The organism is Olivibacter jilunii (genome assembly GCF_900607235.1).
Taxonomy (GTDB): Bacteria; Bacteroidota; Bacteroidia; order Sphingobacteriales; family Sphingobacteriaceae; genus Olivibacter; species Olivibacter oleidegradans.
This window is the reverse complement of the sequence record NZ_LR027855.1, coordinates 54,998-70,070: the sequence shown is the minus strand read 5'-3', so window position 1 is coordinate 70,070 and position 15,073 is coordinate 54,998. Positions and strand designations below refer to the sequence as shown.

The following is a 15,073-nucleotide window of genomic DNA, read 5'->3' as shown; positions in this document are numbered from 1 at the left end:
GATTGATTATCTCTTTCTTGGATTTTGTGTACTCGTCTTATGAGATCGGCCTAAGGGTATACTATCTTTTCACAGTTTGAATCACAATCATTGATATCGTAATCCTAAATTCCAGTCATTCTCGTATGATTTTGCGAAGCTAGTTTACGTGGCTCAATAACAACTAGATATTTGTCTATAAAACGAAAAGCCGTCTCAAGATTCTGAGACGGCTTTATGTGAAGAAAAAGTATGTTCAATTTAGAAACTAAATTTCATACCAAAGTTCCAAGTAGTACCGTTTCCAAAGAAAACGTTATTGCTTGTATTGATTCCTTTATACGTCTCGGTTCCTTCTTCGACTGGTCTTGCTGAAGTCATTTCTGAAAGATAAACTCTGTCAAATATGTTATTTACGTTTAGACGTAAGTTTAAAGCAGTTTTGTTAAAGCTTATACGATAATTTAAGCCTGCATCTACAAGGTCATAATTTGGAAGTTTGATGTTATCTTTAGTAACCACATCGGCATATAAATTTGAATAGTTCCTATAGTCGGCATCAACTGATAAACTGCTTGTTATACGATACGCGACGCCTAATCCGAAGGTTGTCTGTGCAGCATCGCCAACTTTTCCACCCTTTACATCAGTTACTTCTTCAGATAAAAGATTTAAACTTTCATCGTATGTCCTTTGTAATGCATTGTCATCATATTTCCAGTCACCAATGGACGCAAACCCTCTTAGGTCAAGTTTTGGCAACGGTTTTGCAACGAAGTCCAATTCAAGGCCTTGATGCAATTGGCTTAATCCAGAGTTGTTTGTGTAGATCAACTGCCCATCATCATTTGTATCTGAAGTAGTTGTAACTCTATCTTTCCATGATGTTCTGTAGGCGTTCAAATTTGCACTAAAGAATGTGCTGATGAATTTGTAACCGAACTCAACGCCGAATATCTTCTCGTTGCTAGTCAGTGGATTTACATCATTACCGAAGTTCAAATAAATGTTATCGTGGTACGGTTGTCTTGAATAATACCCTGTGTTTCCAAATATGACATGATTTTCCGTAATATTATAACTAAGCCCCCCTTTAATATTGTAACCGATATTGTTTACTTTTTCTGACTTTTCATTTTCTTTCGTGTATTGAAATCTATCCCATCTCACGTGAGACTGATTAGACAATGCGCCTTGTAGGAAAGCTGAAAAGTCTTCGTTTGAATACTCGATCTGACCGAATAAGCCACCGTAAGTTATTCGCTCATCATAATCGTAATCAACCTTTTGATTATTGTCTACACTGTTTGTTAGTGCTTTCCAGGGATTAATACTGAATGTTTCAGTTACGTTATAACCGTTAGGGTATTGCATATTGTCATTGATATGCCAACCAGTCAAACCCATCAGGTTGGTTAGCATTCGATAATGAGTACCTTTATAGGTTCTTACATCAAGACCAAGATTATAAGTTAGATTTTCGTTTATCTGCCTGTTGAAATTAGAAACCAAACCATACCAAGCGTGATTATTTACGGAAGCCCGAATAGCATAGGCGCCATTATTGAAATCACCGATCCCTCCTTCAATAGCTTCGTTATTTGTTTTTATAGCATTGAAATCGATATGGCCACTTGGTGTATATTTTTTAGCACTGCTGCTTCCCCAGTTACCTGTGCCGCCACCGCGTCCCCAGGATGCATAAGCCACAGTTGATAAAGTCGATTTTTCGTCGATATTGAAATCCCAGTTCAAGTTAACTACGGGTTTATGATAATAATTAGTTCTTTCACTAAGATAATCTCCACCTAGGAAGCCATAGTTTGTATTGTATCTTTTTCCATTTTGAAGATAACTCGATATACTTTTGGTGAAATTTTGATCGTGTTTCTGAGGGGCTCCGAAAATCAAGAAGTTAAAGGCATGTTTTTCGTTAGGTTTGTAGCCCAGCGAGAAAAAATAATTCTGTCCATTTCCTCTCGTTCCTTTGTTATAACCGTCTCCTGCCCAGTTTGTCAACATAATACTTGCTGCCCACCCATTTTCTGATAAACCGGTGTTATAGGCAAGAGTTGTCTTTTGGTAATTGTTATTGCCAATCAGTGCTTGAGCAAAACCACCTCGGGTTAGGTCTGTAGACTTTGTAACGATGTTAACTGTTCCTCCGACGGATGAAATGGCTAATTTGGAGGAACCTAATCCTCGCTGTATCTGTAATGCATTTGCCACATCAGCAAGGCCTGACCAGTTAGACCAATACATGTTACCGTCTTCCATTCCGTTTATGGGCTGACCATTTAAAAGAAACGCGGTATTCGTTTGATCAAATCCACGAACAATGATTCTAGAATCGCCATAACCTCCTGCTTGACCTGCCACGTAAACTGAAGGAGTATTTTTCAGGAGTTCTGGGAATTCTTGATTTCCTGCTTTCTGCTGGATTTCTGTAGTGCTTATAGTAGATACTGCAATTGGTGTTTTTCTATCCTTTGCCAAATCTATTAAACCACTTCCTATCTGTACAATCACTTCGTCAAGAGATTGTGCGCTTTGTTTTAGTGATATAGTACCAATGTCAGTAGTCCCAGATGAAAAGTTGACTTTTTCCACGTCGTAACCTACATAGCTAATTACAATCTCACCCGATTCCCTAGTTGTACTTAACGAGAACTTTCCATCAACGTCCGTAGAAGTTGATCGTGACGTTCCGGTAATTGATATCGTTGCCCCGGCTATTGGGTTTGTTCCGTCGGTTACAATCCCTTGGATAGCTTGCTGCGCAAAAGAAAATTTGGTATTAATTAGCAAGAACAATGCTAATAATAGCGTAGCCTTACTGAAAAGGTATTGGCTACGTCTTAATGATTTGAAAGAAAGTAAAAACTTCTTCATGTGCGTTGAATTGATTGAATAATTTGTTTTTCGGTACAAAATTAAATAGCTCGCGAGGAATAATTAGCAGGTTTTGTGTTAATTTAATATTAAGTTAATGTTACTTGATGCTTGGGTGTGAATAATTTACAGATCGATCTTGCGGTATCCAATTGTTTTTGTAACTGTTTAGAAATCTATAAAGTCTTTTCTGATTTTTAATTGTTTATTGGTTAAAATTGTTTCGAATTTTCGAATGTGGATTGTGGATAACTTTTTTCAAAATCACAATCATGCCCCCTGTGGTACATGCTTTAGGTAATGGTAAATGTAACAAGAGCTGTTGTCTGCTGTCGGAAATAAGCTATCAGCCTGATTAGACTGCCTGCCGGTAAGTATATACTGTTGCTGTTGTTACTAGTAAATCCCCTACCCAACCACTTAACTATTTGCCCACTCAACTACTCTACTACTTCAACTATTTCCCTAAGGTAAAAAAATGCCGACACAGCCCGGAAATCTTCTAATTCTAAGAATTTTTATTAGGTTTGCGGAAGTAATACTTGTTTGACAAACACGTTCTTGGCTTGTTCAATGGGTATAAGCTAATTGTACTATCGAAACGAATTAATTTTTATAAGAATGAATTACGACATCATTGTAATTGGAAGTGGCCCGGGAGGCTATGTTGCAGCCATCAGAGCTTCACAATTAGGTTTCAAAACGGCTATTGTTGAACGCGAATCTCTTGGCGGTATCTGCCTTAACTGGGGTTGTATCCCAACGAAAGCTTTACTTAAAAGTGCGCAAGTTTTTGAGTATCTGAATCACGCGGCTGACTACGGTATCAAAGTAGAGGGCGGTGAGGCTGATTTTGGCGAGATTATTAAAAGAAGTCGCGGCGTGGCCGATGGTATGAGTAAGGGTATCCAATTCTTGATGAAAAAGAATAAAATTGATGTAATCATGGGTACCGCTAAGATAAAAAAAGGCGGTAAGATTGAGGTAAAGGGTGGTGATGGTTCTACTAAAGAGTACACGGCCAAACATACAATACTGGCAACGGGCGCCCGTTCGCGTGAGCTTCCGAATCTTAAGCAGGATGGAAAAAAAATCATCGGCTATCGTCAAGCCATGAACTTGGATAAACAGCCTAATTCATTAGTGGTCGTAGGATCTGGTGCTATCGGTGTAGAGTTTGCTTATTTTTACAATGCGATCGGAACGAAAGTAACGATTGTTGAATATTTAGATCGTATTGTACCAGTTGAGGATGAAGAAATCTCTAAGCAGTTGGAACGTAGCTTGAAAAAAAGTGGCATCAATATCTTAACCGGTGCTGAAGTAACGGCGGTGGATACCAGCGCTTCGCCTAGCAAGGTGAAAATCAAAACGGCAAAAGGTGAAGAAGTGATCGAAGCGGAGGTTGTGTTGTCTGCCGTAGGTATTACTCCGAACATCGAAAACCTTGGTTTAGAAGAAGTCGGTGTAAAAACTGATAAAGGCCGGGTTGTTGTAGATGATTTCTACAAAACTAATGTAGAAGGTGTATATGCTATTGGTGATATTGTTAAAGGACAAGCCTTAGCACACGTTGCTTCTGCCGAAGGGATTACCTGCGTAGAAAAGATCAAAGGTTTACATGTTGAACCAATTGATTATAATAATATTCCTGGATGTACTTATTGCTCGCCTGAAATTGCCTCTGTTGGTTATACAGAAAAAGCCGCTAAGGAAGCCGGATACGAAATTAAAGTGGGCAAGTTTCCTTTTTCAGCTTCAGGTAAGGCAAGTGCCGCGGGTGCTAAGGATGGCTTTGTAAAGGTTATTTTTGATGCGAAGTACGGCGAGTTCTTAGGAGCACATATGATCGGATCCAATGTGACGGAAATGATTGCCGAGGTAGTGGCCGCCCGCAAACTGGAAACTACCGGACATGAAATTATTAAAACCATACACCCACACCCTACGATGAGTGAAGCTGTTATGGAGGCTACAGCGGATGCTTATGGTGAGGTAATCCATTTGTAGGAGGTTGAGTAGTGAAATAGATAAATAGTTGAGTAGGATAAATTCCTACTTAACTACTTAACGACTCAACTACTTGACTAACTGATATCAACCTTTATGAAGAAAATCTTATCTATTGATGGTGGTGGGATTCGAGGGATCATTCCGGGAATGATCTTGGTTGCTTTGGAAGAAAAACTGAAGCAAAAGACGAACAATCCCTCAGCAGCTATCGTAGATTTTTTTGATTTTTTTGCCGGTACGAGTACCGGAGGTATTTTGGTTTGCCTACTGCTCTGCCCTGATCAATCAGACCCCAAACGACCTCGTTTTTCTGCCAAAGAAGCTTTGGAAATGTATCTAAAATATGGTCACGATATTTTTAGAATGAGTTTTTTCAAGCGCATTACCTCAAGCTTGGGTTTAACCAGTGAGCGTTATAATAGTGCTACATTGGAAAGTGTGCTGCAGAAATATTTTGGAAAGACGCAGTTAAGTGAACTCATCAAACCTTGTATCATCTCTGCTTATAACATAGAGCTTAGGAAGACACATTTTTTTAGGCAGCAGACAGCTATTGAACGGGGTGACGTGCGTGACTTTTATCTCAAAGATGTTTGTCGGGCTACCTCTGCCGCACCGACTTATTTTAGTGTCGCCGAAATTTACTCGTTATCAGGAACACGGTACCCTTTATTAGATGGCGGTGTTTTTGCAACAAATCCTGCTTTAAGTGGTTTAGTTGAAGTAACTCGGGCATTTAATCAAACGAAAATCAATGATATTCATATTTTTTCTTTGGGAACGGGGCGATCGAGAAAATCGTATAACTTAGAGCATTTTAAAAAAAGTCGGGCTATTTCCATGGTACCGGCTCTAATTGACATCATGATGAGCGGTGTGGCCGAAAGCAGCGACTTTTTCCTTCACCAGCTGTTCCGGTCGTCAAACAAGGAAAAAGATTATCTGCGGATCGAACCGGAAAATCTCAACAGCATTCAGGAGAGTTTAGATGCTGCAGAGGAATCGAATATGAAACGTTTAATTGCTTTGGGAGACCGTACGGTGAGTGAGAATCATTTAATACTGGATGAAATGGCTGACTTCTTAATCGAAGAACAAAAGAAGAATGGTTCCCATGAAAAGCCTTGGAGTTTTTTGAACAGAAATTTATGGTCTTGAGGGATGAAATATAGGCTTTAGGCTTATGCAACTAATAACTAATAGCTGACAACTAATAGCTGACAACTAATAACTAACAACTAGCTAATAATGGCTTTAAATTACGTTTGGATAGCCTTCTTCTTAATTGCTTTTGTTGTCGCGCTTTTTAAGCTGATTTTTCTTGGAGACCAGGAGATTTTTCAGGCGATTGTAAATGGAACTTTCGATACGGCAAAGACAGGCGCCGAGATTTCCCTGGGCCTGATCGGTTTAATGTCTTTTTGGCTAGGCATCATGAAAATTGGCGAAAAGGGCGGCATGATTAACATTTTTGCTCGTTTAGTAGGGCCTTTTTTTAATAAACTTTTTCCGGAGATTCCTAAAAATCACCCGGCGTTGGGTTCGGTTTTGATGAATTTCTCGGCTAATATGTTGGGCCTTGATAATGCGGCGACACCGGTAGGTCTAAAGGCTATGAAAGAACTACAGGAACTGAACCCAAATAAAGATACGGCAAGCAATGCGCAAATCATGTTTTTAGTATTGAATGCGTCAAGTTTGACACTCTTGCCAATTACCATCATGGCTTACCGGAAGGAAGCAGGAGCTATAGATCCGTCCGATGTGTTCATTCCCATCCTGCTGGCAACCTTCTTTTCTACTTTGGTCGGTTTGGTAGTGACCGCTATTTATCAGCGTATTAACCTGTTCAATAAAGTTATCATAGCTTATGTGGGCGGTCTGACAATCTTGATCGGCGGACTCTTGTACTACTTTTCCACGCTGAGCCAGGAAGAAATCAATGCTATATCGCAGGTTGCAAGCAATGTCATTCTCTTCACGGTAATTATTTCATTCATTGCCCTAGCCTTCTACCGCAAAGTGAATGTTTTTGAATCATTTATTGAGGGGGCTAAAGAGGGTTTTGAAGTTGCTGTAAAAATTATCCCCTATTTAGTAGGGATTTTGGTAGCTGTAGGAGTTTTTCGAGCATCCGGTGCGATGGACTACCTGGTTCAGGGCGTCAGTGCAATTGTTAGCTGGGCGGGTTTGGATACGCGCTTTGTGGAGGCGCTTCCTGTCGCTTTTATGAAACCGATGAGCGGAAGCGGTGCGCGTGGATTGATGATTGATTTAATGCATGCCAAAGGTGCCGATGATTTTGCGTCGCGCGTGGCTTGTGTCATTCAAGGAAGTACGGAAACAACTTTTTATGTGTTAGCAGTATACTTCGGATCAGTGGCCATTAAAAGAACGCGACATGCTTTACCTGCTGCTCTCTTAGCCGAACTCGCAGGGATAATTGCAGCCATTATTATCGCTTACATCTTTTTTGGATAGTAAAAAGTAAAAAGTAAAAAGTAAAAAGTAAAAAGTAAATTTTCACTAACAACTAACAACGAATAACTAACAACTAACAACGAATAACTAACAACTAGCATGGCGGAAGTAAATGTAACAGTTACCATCGGAAAGGAACGGTATAAAACAGAAGTCAGCAATGGACGAAATATCGTAATAGCGGATGAACCGGAGTCTATGGGAGGTACTGATCAGGGATTAGGACCGAAGGAATTGTTACTTTCGAGTTTAGGTTCTTGTACGGCTATTACATTAAGGATGTATGCCGATCGAAAGCAATGGGATTTGCAGGAAGTTATCATAACGGTAAAAATGGAGGTAGTACCAAGCAGTCATCAGCAAACGACTTACATAAAAAATCATATTAAATTGGTTGGCAATTTGGATGATGACCAACGGCAACGGCTGCTTCAGATTGCGGAGCTCTGCCCGGTACATAAAATATTATCAAATCCAATCGTAGTTGACAGTAATTTGGTTCCCTAATAGTTACGTGGTTAAGTGGGGGAATAGTTAAGTAGTTAAATGGATTGTATTGGAGCCCCTGGCGGGGACGAATTTTGATTTTTGGCTTTTGAATTATTACGTTTGCGCGTGCAAGCTTAAACTTGGAATATGACTGATATGGCAATGAAGGAACAGTATTCTCCGTACGTGAGCATTACGCGAGACGAATGGAAATTACTGAACGGATCACTGAATTTCTCTCTTTCAAATGAGGATATTGGAAGGTTACATGCGCTGAATGAGCCATTAAATATGGAAGAGATTCAGGAAGTTTATTTCCCGCTTTGTCATCTCCTGAATATCCATATTGACCACGCACATAAGCTTTACGACGCTGAAAATGCTTACTTGAACAGCGGACGCAAACGCTCGCCCTTTATTATTGGTATAGCAGGCAGCGTGGCGGCGGGTAAGAGCACCACCGCACGCGTATTACAAAAGGTCTTGTCTTTATGGCCCGATAAGCCAAATGTCGCTTTAGTAACCACTGATGGCTTTTTATATCCCAATAGTGTGTTGGAACAACGCGGAATAATGAATCGAAAAGGCTTTCCGGAAAGTTATGATACGAAGAAGTTAATCAATTTTCTGGCGGATGTGAAGGCGGGCAAGGAAAGCCTTCAAGTGCCTATTTATTCGCATCTTGAATATGATGTGATGCCGGATCAAATGCAGGAGATTTATAATCCCGATATTGTCATTGTGGAGGGGATCAATGTCTTACAAGTAAATTTGAGCGAAAAACACAAAGGACCGCAGGTTTTCGTGTCTGATTTTTTTGATTACTCCATTTACGTGCATGCTAACGAAAAAAACTTACTCGAATGGTATGTGTCTCGATTCAGACAATTGCAAACAACTGCTTTCCGGAATCCTAATTCCTATTTTCATAGATACGCCAGTCTTTCCGAAGAAGAAGCTATCGCGCGAGCAAATAGCATTTGGGATCTCATCAATAAACCAAACCTTATTAAAAACATACTGCCGACGCGCTTTCGCGCTAATCTTATATTGGAAAAGGGAAGCAATCATTTCGTAACAGGCGTCAAATTACGGAAGGTGTAGTTGTCGGTTGCGAGCATGAATGATGAGTGATAAATGATGAGTGATGAGTAAAGAGTGAATCGGCAGACAAGCTTCAGAGCATTATCACATTGGTTAATTATTGATCTCAGCTTTACATTAGGCTTTAACCTATAAGCAGTATGCTTAAGCTCGTACAAACCGATCATCACATTGGCTCATTGGCTAATTCCCAATTTTTAGTACTTCATTTAGCACAATGTTTTTGATAAACTGCGATTGCGTTTTTCCCAAATTGGTTAAGGTGAACTGTACCTTATACTTGACAACATCCTTTTGTACAGCCAATACCTTTAATTTCATACTATTTTCGAGTACTTCATTGCTGTGTTTGTTAAGCAGATCATTAAGACGCTTTTTGAGGTCCTCCCGGTCCATGGTATGGTTAATGGCTAATTCAAATTCGACGCTCACCTTGCGGGAGTTCTGAAAAGACTGGTTGACAATGTTTGTCGTAAAAACAAAGTTATTAGGAACCATGACAATATCATCATCATCATTATTGATAACAATATTAACCAGGGTGATGTCAATAATTTGCCCTTGGTACTCGCCGATCTTAACATAATCACCCAATGTCAATTGATCAGAAAACATGATAATTAAACCACTGATCATATTCGTGATGTAATCCTTAAAAATAAGGGCTATAGCCGCTGCAACGATGGTGATACTGGTTAGGAAATCTCTGGGGTTGATTCCAAAGGCCAACATCAGACTAAAAATAATGACGACGGCGTTGAGCACCGAGGCAATGCGGTTAATACCTAATACGAAGCTACCGCGCGAACTGGTATGAAAGTAAAGAGAGCGTCGTTTATACCAAGACAAGAGGATGATTCGGACAGTTGAAATGATGATATTACTGGATAGAAAGACATTCAAAGCATACACCAATCGTTGTAAAACCCTCTTGTCGTTATAGTAGGACTCATACTCTATTAAAGTGTATGTTATCGGAATGAATACAAGGATTTTGATTACCAGTATGAGCAAGTCTTTTTTCAGATGAATGCTACGTTGTATATATTCTTGTTGACTATTCATATTTTCAATGATGTATCTTTTTTTGCAGATCGCGTTGAAAACTAGCTGGCAGCTTGCCGGTATGTTTTTTAAAAAATCGAGTGAAGTAAGCAGGATCTTCAAAGCCGATTTTCCAGCCCACTTCGCGAATCGGGAGCTGCGTCCAAAACAGAAGGCGTTTCGCCTCCAGCACACGCCGTTCATCAATGACCGTTTTAGCGTTTGTCCCTGTCATTTCTTTAACTACATCATTCAAATGGCCTGCCGAGATAAACAATTTAGATGCATAATCAGCAACTTTCGTATGGCTAAGAAAGTCTTTTTCCACTAAAGCTATAAATTGACGCATTAAGGTACTATAGCGCTTCCGACCGGTGATATGGGTATGCGGACTGACATAGCTTTCTGTTTTTTCCAACAGCGCCAGTAAAAGTTGAGCTACAACCGCTCTATTCTGTTTAAAGAGTGTATATTCTTCCTCGATTAATGCAACAAAAGCCAAAATTCGTTCAAGTTCATGTTTCTTTAAGGATAACAGATTACTGCTAAACTGCTGTTCCCAGTGATTGTCTGCCGAATAAGAAAATAGAAAGTCGCCTTTAAAGGTAACCAAGTACATTTCCGCATTACCCGGGTCAACTTCATAATGAACCTGCCCGGGGCGCATAAATAATAGCGCAGCATCTTTCGCTTCATATTCTTTGAAATCGATAAATTGACGCGTCGTTCCTTGACAAAGAATGATCAAGGTATAATGATCGTGCCGATGCGGAGCCGTGGTTTTTTCATAGCGGTCGTGACCATAGCTTAATCTTTTGATATCGAATTCGTCCGAATATCCTTCACCGGTACTCGGTACATTATATATCGGAATGTTCTGCTTTACCATTTTTAAGCTAGTTTTACAGTGCAAAGTTATTAAAATCCATGAAAAGTACCATTAATACCTTGTTTTGTTATGAAGGAGCTACCGCTCTAAACTTACATTTGTACAACAAAGAAGAAGTTACCCAAAGGTATCACTTGTTTGTTCTCTCGATCTGCGGCAGATAGGAAGAGATCGGTAAATGCTAATTGCTTGTTTATGGCGGATATACCCGATCTCTCAATCTCACTACGTTAGGTTTGAGTTGGCATTAAGAAACATTAAGACAAAAAGATGCAAGGAGAAAATCAATTAGTCGAATTACACGTAACCGGCATGCATTGTAATAATTGTGCGCTCTCCGTACATAAAATGTTGGAGAAAAAAGGTTACCAAAACGTTTTCGTGAGTTTTGCAAATGAGGAAGTAAAATTTACAGCCGATAAGGGACTGAACGTAAATAATGTAATACAAGATATTGAAGGTTTAGGTTTCAAGGTGCAGCAGGAAGAACAGGGCTTTGTGAAAGAAGGTTTTTTAGGAAAAATAGAACATAAATTTATTTTTAGTCTATTGTTTACTTTGCCGCTTTTCCTGCACATGTTTTTACCTTTTCATTGGCTGCATAACCCCTATGTTCAATTGAGTTTATGTCTTCCTGTATTTGTTTTAGGATGTGCTTATTTTGGAAAAAGTGCTATTAATTCAATCAAGGCAGGTGTGCCCAATATGGATGTCCTGATATTTGTTGGCTCTACGTCGGCATTTATCTACAGTATAATAGGTACTTTGTTGGGCTTAGGGCCTAATTATATGTTCTACGAAACAACAGCTACCATTATTACGCTTGTACTTTTAGGAAATGTATTTGAAAAGCGATCGGTAACACAAACGACTTCGGCCGTCAAAGATCTGATGAAAATCCAGGTCGACAGCGCCGTCCGTATTGTAAACGGTCAAGCCGAACGCGTCGATATAAATCAATTAAAAATTGGTGATACCTTATTAGTCAATGAAGGCGACAAGATACCGACCGATGGTGATATTGTATGGGGAGACGCATCTGTGAACGAGTCGATGTTAACTGGCGAAAGCATTCCGGTTGAAAAGGGAAAATATGATGCGGTTATTGGTGGAACCATACTTGAACGAGGTAGCATTCGAATGCTGGTGACGAAAGTGGGTAACAAAACGGTGTTGGCACAAATCATTGATTTAATGAAAAGAGCACAGGCCGCAAAGCCACCCATACAACGCTTAGGTGATAAGGTGGCGGCGATTTTTGTACCGGTGGTAATTGGCATCGCATTATTAACGTTTGTCCTTGCATATTTTGCCTTTGATATAGGTTTCCGTCAAGCCCTATTAAATGCCATTGCTGTGATGGTAATCTCCTGTCCTTGTGCCATGGGGTTAGCCACACCAACCGCAGTGATGGTTGGCCTGGGAAGAAGTGCTAAACAAGGTGTGCTTATAAAGGGCGGTGATACGGTAGAAGAAATGACCAATTTAAAATATATGGTGTTCGACAAGACGGGGACATTAAGCACCGGCAAGTTCAAGATAAGGGACATAAAAAGCGAGCTGAGTGATATAGAGACCGCGACGCTGATCCATGGTTTAGAAAGCTATTCGAACCATCCGATCGCCAAGTCACTTGTTAATGCATTTGCCAACCGGGAAAAGAGAAAGATCGTTTTTACGCAGGTAAAGGAAGAAAAAGGATTAGGGATAAAAGCGATGGATAGTGAAGGGCACCGCTATCAAATTGGCTCAAAACAGCTTGTAGAAGATAGCAAGGAACTTGGCAACTATGATGTATTTTTATTGAGGGATGACGAGCTGGTTGTCAGAATCGCAATCGACGATGAAATTAAAGCAGGAGCAAAAGAGCTTGTACAGACTTTGAAGGGACAGCAGATAATACCGGTCATTTTAAGTGGTGACAGAAAAGAGAAATGCGACGCACTTGCGGCGTCGATAGGAATTACAGAAGTTTATGCCGAAAAGTTACCCCATGAAAAATTAGAATTGATTGAGTCATTAAAGCAAGGAGGTAAAGTAGCAATGGTTGGAGATGGTATTAACGATGGTCCGGCGCTTACAACAGCCGATGTAGGCGTCTCTTTAGGCGATGCAAGTCAGGTCGCCATCCAATCTGCCAAAGTAGTATTGTTGAACAACGATTTGCAATCGATCACGACTTTACTTAAGATAGGTAAGCATACGTTGCTTACGATCAAACAGAACCTTTTCTGGGCATTTTTTTATAATATTTTTGCAATCCCTTTGGCCGCATTTGGTTTTTTAAGTCCGATGTTAGCAGCACTAGCCATGGCTTGCTCGGATGTAGTGGTAATTGGTAATTCCATCCGATTGAAGTTTAAAAAGCTATAAGCGAATGCCAAATAAAAATGCCCCAGTGTTTCCACTGAGGCATTTTTATTAATTAAACATTCCTTTTACTTTATCGATGATACTATCCCCTCCCCCTTCACTATTTCCCAATAAGGATTGCATGTCGAAGTTGCCATTTAATAGGCCTTCAGCTTTGCCTTTTAATGCATCAGGTAAATTGTTGTTTACATAATCGAGCACAACTGAAGTTGCTTTTTGCGCTAATTCGGGGGAAAGACCTACTTTCTGAATCAGCTCGTTTACTAATTTTTCCATGCCTTTTGTTTTAATGTTGTCAATAGTTTTTTGAAAACATTTGAGGAGCTTATTTGTTTGCTCTCATTACATTATTTGGCTAGCTATATTTATCGATTATATGCGCTACCTGTTTCAGGTAACTTCCTCCGAAGACATTGGCATGGAACAATAGAATATAGAGATTCCATAAATCGATTCGTTTCTTCCAATCCTTCTCCAAGGGAAAAACTTCTTGATAAGCGTCATAGAAAACTTGATCGAATCCACCAAAAAGTTGCGTTAATGCAAGGTCCATTTCGCGATGTCCGTAATAAACTGCCGGATCGATCAGGAAAGGTACCCCTGCTTGATTGACCATATAATTTCCATTCCAAAGGTCTCCGTGTAATAAAGCGGGCGGTTCAGTGGGGAAAAGAGAAGGCAGTCGCTGGAAGAGTTGTTCGAATTTATGATGTAATATTTTGTCTATCAGCCCCTTTGACTCACTTCGTTCCAGTTGTTTTTTTAAACGCTCTTCAATGAAAAAATCTGACCAGGATATATGCGGTCGATTATATTGAGGTAATGAACCTAGGTAATTGTCGTATTCTAAACCAAAATAATCGTGGCTGTTTTTATGGACAAAAGCGAGCATGCGGCCTAGATTCGCTTGTGCGTTCTTACTATTATCGCCTTTTTCTATCCATGGCATAAGCAAAAAAGCATCCCTATTGAATTGCCCTGCTATCAGCAGCTCCGGTACTACGGCTCCGCCCACACGTTTTAGCAGCTTTAAGCCTTCCCGCTCCAATACAAATATATTCGGCAGGGTATCGGCATCATTGATTTTAATAAAAAAAGATTCCCGGTGCCCCTGGATTTGATAGCTTCGATGGATATCACCTCCGGATACCGGTAACATATGGAGGATTTGAAAGCTAGTGCCGATCAACTTACTTATGACTTCCTCTAAGTTTTTTATAAAATCAACCGATAAAAACATTTTTTGAACTTGTTGAATAAACCTATGGATAAATGTATGTAAAAAGGAGAAAATAAGGTAGGGGTTTTAAATTTTATGTGATTTTGATAGTTTTAAAAGAACCTTTTCTTTGTCACTTTTATTCGTTATTGTTTGTTTTAAAAGGTACTCATGCTACTTCGTGGTTTCCGCAAAAAGTGACGCAGAATCTCGTCGCTTGGAAATTTGCTACAAACAGTGTGCATCAAGGTGCAGACCGCAAATTTCCTAGGCGACATTTTCCAAAGCCAACGAATCATGCGTTTAACCAGACGTATCATTTCTTCAGCCCTAAATATAGTCCTGTGCGTGGGGAAAATCGGCCTTGGAGGATACCGAAGCAACGAGCAGCAAAGCATGTGCACCATCGTTCATATCGCAATATCCAAGCGGATTGAGGAAGTGAAACGGCTCCAATACGCGCCATGAATGCTTTGCAATCAGGTGCAAGGTAGCCTACAGAGCCTTGATTGTTTGGTTCTTTATCATCAAGGATAAAGAACATTATATTAAATGAAAAATTATTTAAAATAAACGTTCTTTTTTGTAAG

12 protein-coding genes are annotated in these 15,073 nt (G+C 39.9%); 7 read left to right on the top strand and 5 right to left on the bottom strand.

What is annotated here, in order from left to right; all coding sequences use genetic code 11:
* Nucleotides 1–240: 240 nt before the first annotated feature.
* On the bottom strand, nt 241–2,871 hold the full coding sequence (locus E0E36_RS21710; RefSeq protein ID WP_130857732.1) for a TonB-dependent receptor: 2,631 nt from the start codon (nt 2,869–2,871) through the stop codon (nt 241–243).
* A 621-nt stretch (nt 2,872–3,492) separates the two neighbouring features.
* Here E0E36_RS21710 and lpdA point away from each other — a divergent pair.
* From lpdA to coaA, 5 genes are all read left to right on the top strand, one after another.
* Entirely contained in the window at nt 3,493–4,881 is a 1,389-nt protein-coding gene (lpdA, locus tag E0E36_RS21705) for a dihydrolipoyl dehydrogenase (RefSeq protein ID WP_130857731.1), read from the top strand.
* Nucleotides 4,882–4,977: 96 nt separating this feature from the next.
* Nucleotides 4,978–6,042 carry a patatin-like phospholipase family protein gene (locus tag E0E36_RS21700; protein ID WP_013666697.1) on the top strand — a complete coding sequence of 355 codons (1,065 nt, stop codon included), beginning with the start codon at nt 4,978–4,980 and terminating at the stop codon, nt 6,040–6,042.
* 90 nt (nt 6,043–6,132) lie between these two features.
* On the top strand, nt 6,133–7,365 hold the full coding sequence (locus E0E36_RS21695) for a nucleoside recognition domain-containing protein (protein ID WP_130857730.1): 1,233 nt from the start codon (nt 6,133–6,135) through the stop codon (nt 7,363–7,365).
* A gap of 99 nt (nt 7,366–7,464) precedes the next feature.
* Nucleotides 7,465–7,872 (top strand): OsmC family protein, encoded by a 408-nt coding sequence (locus tag E0E36_RS21690; RefSeq protein ID WP_013666699.1) that lies wholly within the window; start codon nt 7,465–7,467, stop codon nt 7,870–7,872.
* Nucleotides 7,873–8,001: 129 nt separating this feature from the next.
* On the top strand, nt 8,002–8,958 hold the full coding sequence (gene coaA / locus E0E36_RS21685) for a type I pantothenate kinase (RefSeq protein ID WP_130857729.1): 957 nt from the start codon (nt 8,002–8,004) through the stop codon (nt 8,956–8,958).
* 183 nt (nt 8,959–9,141) lie between these two features.
* On the opposite strand, the gene E0E36_RS21680 is transcribed toward coaA, so the two are convergent.
* Together E0E36_RS21680 and E0E36_RS21675 are read right to left on the bottom strand one after the other, a co-directional pair.
* Nucleotides 9,142–10,023: a mechanosensitive ion channel family protein gene (locus tag E0E36_RS21680; protein WP_013666701.1), complete on the bottom strand. Its 882-nt coding sequence runs from the start codon at nt 10,021–10,023 to the stop codon at nt 9,142–9,144.
* 4 nt (nt 10,024–10,027) lie between these two features.
* Nucleotides 10,028–10,891 (bottom strand): helix-turn-helix domain-containing protein, encoded by an 864-nt coding sequence (locus E0E36_RS21675; protein ID WP_013666702.1) that lies wholly within the window; start codon nt 10,889–10,891, stop codon nt 10,028–10,030.
* Nucleotides 10,892–11,161: 270 nt separating this feature from the next.
* Between E0E36_RS21675 and E0E36_RS21670 the strand changes: the two genes are divergently transcribed.
* A complete protein-coding gene (locus E0E36_RS21670) occupies nt 11,162–13,264 on the top strand; it encodes a heavy metal translocating P-type ATPase (protein ID WP_130857728.1) in 2,103 nt (700 codons plus the stop codon).
* Between the two features lie 48 nt (nt 13,265–13,312).
* Here the strand turns inward: E0E36_RS21670 and E0E36_RS21665 are convergent, their stop codons facing one another.
* Both E0E36_RS21665 and E0E36_RS21660 read right to left on the bottom strand, forming a co-directional pair.
* Nucleotides 13,313–13,540, bottom strand: coding sequence for a hypothetical protein (locus E0E36_RS21665; RefSeq protein ID WP_013666704.1), 228 nt, complete (start codon nt 13,538–13,540; stop codon nt 13,313–13,315).
* 79 nt (nt 13,541–13,619) lie between these two features.
* Nucleotides 13,620–14,504 (bottom strand): fructosamine kinase family protein, encoded by an 885-nt coding sequence (locus E0E36_RS21660; RefSeq protein WP_130857727.1) that lies wholly within the window; start codon nt 14,502–14,504, stop codon nt 13,620–13,622.
* Between the two features lie 276 nt (nt 14,505–14,780).
* On the opposite strand from E0E36_RS21660, the gene E0E36_RS27825 reads away from it, so the two are divergent.
* Nucleotides 14,781–14,951: a hypothetical protein gene (locus E0E36_RS27825; RefSeq protein ID WP_165447046.1), complete on the top strand. Its 171-nt coding sequence runs from the start codon at nt 14,781–14,783 to the stop codon at nt 14,949–14,951.
* Nucleotides 14,952–15,073 lie beyond the last annotated feature (122 nt).

Excerpts from the sequence above, each read along its gene's own strand:
- E0E36_RS21710 (WP_130857732.1), bottom strand. The coding sequence starts at position 2,871 with ATGAAGAAGTTTTTACTTTCTTTCAAATCATTAAGACGTAGCCAATAC.
- E0E36_RS21675 (WP_013666702.1), bottom strand. The coding sequence starts at position 10,891 with ATGGTAAAGCAGAACATTCCGATATATAATGTACCGAGTACCGGTGAA.
- E0E36_RS21670 (WP_130857728.1), top strand. The coding sequence starts at position 11,162 with ATGCAAGGAGAAAATCAATTAGTCGAATTACACGTAACCGGCATGCAT.
- coaA (WP_130857729.1), top strand. The coding sequence starts at position 8,002 with ATGACTGATATGGCAATGAAGGAACAGTATTCTCCGTACGTGAGCATT.
- E0E36_RS21700 (WP_013666697.1), top strand. The coding sequence starts at position 4,978 with ATGAAGAAAATCTTATCTATTGATGGTGGTGGGATTCGAGGGATCATT.
- E0E36_RS21680 (WP_013666701.1), bottom strand. The coding sequence starts at position 10,023 with ATGAATAGTCAACAAGAATATATACAACGTAGCATTCATCTGAAAAAA.
- E0E36_RS21695 (WP_130857730.1), top strand. The coding sequence starts at position 6,133 with ATGGCTTTAAATTACGTTTGGATAGCCTTCTTCTTAATTGCTTTTGTT.
- lpdA (WP_130857731.1), top strand. The coding sequence starts at position 3,493 with ATGAATTACGACATCATTGTAATTGGAAGTGGCCCGGGAGGCTATGTT.
- E0E36_RS21690 (WP_013666699.1), top strand. The coding sequence starts at position 7,465 with ATGGCGGAAGTAAATGTAACAGTTACCATCGGAAAGGAACGGTATAAA.
- E0E36_RS21660 (WP_130857727.1), bottom strand. The coding sequence starts at position 14,504 with ATGTTTTTATCGGTTGATTTTATAAAAAACTTAGAGGAAGTCATAAGT.
- E0E36_RS21665 (WP_013666704.1), bottom strand. The coding sequence starts at position 13,540 with ATGGAAAAATTAGTAAACGAGCTGATTCAGAAAGTAGGTCTTTCCCCC.
- E0E36_RS27825 (WP_165447046.1), top strand. The coding sequence starts at position 14,781 with ATGCGTTTAACCAGACGTATCATTTCTTCAGCCCTAAATATAGTCCTG.